The sequence below is a fragment of the Stutzerimonas marianensis genome, from assembly GCF_022810315.1.
GTDB classification, from domain to species: domain Bacteria; phylum Pseudomonadota; class Gammaproteobacteria; order Pseudomonadales; family Pseudomonadaceae; genus Stutzerimonas; species Stutzerimonas marianensis.
This window is the reverse complement of sequence record NZ_JALGRD010000029.1, coordinates 1-2,590: the sequence shown is the minus strand read 5'-3', so window position 1 is coordinate 2,590 and position 2,590 is coordinate 1. Positions and strand designations below refer to the sequence as shown.

Here is a 2,590-nt window from a genome sequence, read left to right as displayed (position 1 = left end):
CCCCCACTCCTTCGCTAGCCCAGTTCAGTTGTTTAAGACCTGCCACACGCAGCCATGTAGCAGGCCGTCGTCGCCATGAAATCAGAACGGCTCATCGTCCTCCGGTTCCTGGCCGCCCTTACGCTTTCGCTCCCGTGATTTGATCTTGGCCTGGGCCGCCAAGCTACTGTGTTGCAGGCGATAGGACTCGTTACCGGTTTCGACGATGTGGCAGTGGTGGGTCAGCCGATCCAGCAGGGCGGTGGTCATCTTGGCGTCGCCGAACACGCTCGACCATTCGGCGAAGCTCAGGTTGGTGGTGATCACCACGCTGGTGTGTTCGTACAGCTTGGACAGCAGGTGAAACAGCAACGCACCGCCAGCCTGGCTGAACGGCAGATAACCCAGTTCGTCGAGGATGACCAGATCCATGCGCAGCAGTGCCTGGGCGATCCGCCCGGCTTTGCCGTCGTGTTTTTCGCGCTCCAGCAGATTGACCAGATCGACCGTGGAGTAGAAGCGCACGCGCTTACCGTGCCGGGTGATGCCGGACACGGCCAGCGCGGTGGCTAGGTGGGTTTTACCGGTGCCTGGCCCACCGATCAGCACCACGTTCTGCGCGGTGTCGGTAAAGCTCAGGTTGGCCAGCTCGCTGATCAAGCGAGCGTCGGCGCTGGAGGCGCTGAAGTCGAAGCCGGCCAGATCGCGGTGCATCGGCAGCTTGGCCATGTTCATCTGGTGGCTCACCGAGCGCATGGCGCGATCTGTGTGCTCTTGTTCCAGCAGGTGTTCGAGCAGCCACTTGGACGAGGCTGTGTTCGACTCACCCTGTGCAGTTAACTCCGCCCAGGCCGTGGCCATGCCGTGCAGGCGCAGCTCCTTGAGTTCCGCCATCAAATCACGCATGACCGACCTCCTCGGCCTGGCCACGCAGGCGGTCGTAGCGCGCCGTGTTAGCGACGGGGGCTTCCTTGAGCGACAAGTGGGTTTCGACGCTGGGTGGTGGTTCGGATGCTGTCAGCCGTGCCACGACATTGAGGATGTGTTCGGCGCTCAGGCTGCCGCTCTCCAGTACCAGCTCAACGGCTACCAGCACGGCATCGAGTCCGGCGACCGGTACGGCAGCCAGGACTTGCGCCATGATCCGGTCACCGCCGGCATGACGCCCCAGACCGTGCTTAAGCTGACGCAGCGGCGCTGGCAGATCAGCAAAGGGCGCTCCGTTGCGCAGCGCACCGGGCTTGCGTTCGATCAGCGGGAGGTAGTGCTGCCAGTCATAGCTGACCTGGTCGCGATCCAGCAAGCGCGCATGGCTGGCTATCAGCGCATCATCGGCCACCACCTCGATGCGGGTCGGATACAAACGGCTGCTGACCCACTTACCCGCGTACTCACACGGCACCGAGTAGCGGTTGCGCCCGACGCTGACCAGGCAGGTGCTGGAGACCCGCGCAGGCCGCTCGACGTAACCGTCGAATGGCGCTGGCACAGGCATCAGTTCAGCGCGCTCCAACTCCAGCACTTCGGCCACACTCAGCCCGCTGTATTGAGGGTGCGTCAGCTCGTTCCAAAGCGCGCGGCAGCGCTGGCCCAGCCANCAGCGCGCTCCAACTCCAGCACTTCGGCCACACTCAGCCCGCTGTATTGAGGGTGCGTCAGCTCGTTCCAAAGCGCGCGGCAGCGCTGGCCCAGCCAGGCATTGAGTTCCTCGAAGGAGTGAAACTGGCAGTCCTGGGCGTCTAGCCAGATACGCCTGCGGCTGTCTTGCACGTTCTTTTCAACGATGCCCTTTTCCCAACCAGCGGCGACGTTGCAGAAGTCCGGATCGAACAGGTAATGCGCGCACATCACCGCAAAGCGCGCATTCACCGTCCGGCCTTTGCCCTTATTGACCTTGTCGACGGCGGTCTTCATGTTGTCGTAGATGCCCCGGCGCGGCACGCCGCCCAAGGAGCCGAACGAGCGTGTATGGGCGTCAAATAACATCTCATGGCCCTGGCTCGGATACGCCACAAGCCAGAACGCACGGCTGGCACACAGCTTCAGATGTGCCACCTGCATACGCCGGTAAATGCCGCCGACCAGCAAGCCTTCCTCGCTCCAGTCAAACTGAAACGCCTCGCCAAGAGCAAAGGTCAGCGGCACAAAGGCCTGCGACGCCTTGCCCTGTCCCCCTCGCCAGGCACGGATAAACGCGGTGAGCTGGCTGTAGCCACCGTCATAACCTTCGGCTTTGATTTGCGCCAACAGCGCCTTGGCACTGCGCCGCTGTTGCTTGGGCCGCAGCGAATCGGCTTTTAGCGCCTGCTCCAGCGTGGCGTGAAAAGGGCTGAGTTTGTTGAAGATCGCGCGGCGTTGGTAGACCGGCGGCTTGGCCTCAGGTGCTCTGACCCACTTGCGAATCGTGTTGCGCGCCAACCCGGTGCGCTTGGCTATCTCATGCAGCGACAGCTTGTCGCGGAAATACATCCGGCGGATTTTGCCCATCATTTCCATACTGATCACCCTGTGTTCTCCTGCTCAAAAATTGAGCAGAAGCAGTTGAACACCTGGGTCAGTTTTCAGTCGGCAGAACAGCCTCTACTGGGTCAGTTTTCGGTCAGCGGCAACA

The 2,590-nt window shown here is 62.0% G+C and carries 1 protein-coding gene and 1 pseudogene; both read right to left on the bottom strand.

Annotated elements, in window-relative coordinates; translation table 11 throughout:
• Positions 1 to 81: 81 nt before the first annotated feature.
• Positions 82 to 885, bottom strand: a complete 804-nt coding sequence (istB, locus tag MST27_RS22115) for an IS21-like element ISPst3 family helper ATPase IstB (protein ID WP_003459721.1) — start codon at positions 883 to 885, stop codon at positions 82 to 84.
• Positions 878 to 2,475: pseudogene (istA, locus tag MST27_RS22110) on the bottom strand (IS21 family transposase). The gene istB and the pseudogene istA overlap by 8 nt, the downstream one beginning before the upstream one ends.
• Between the last annotated feature and the right edge of the window lie 115 nt (positions 2,476 to 2,590).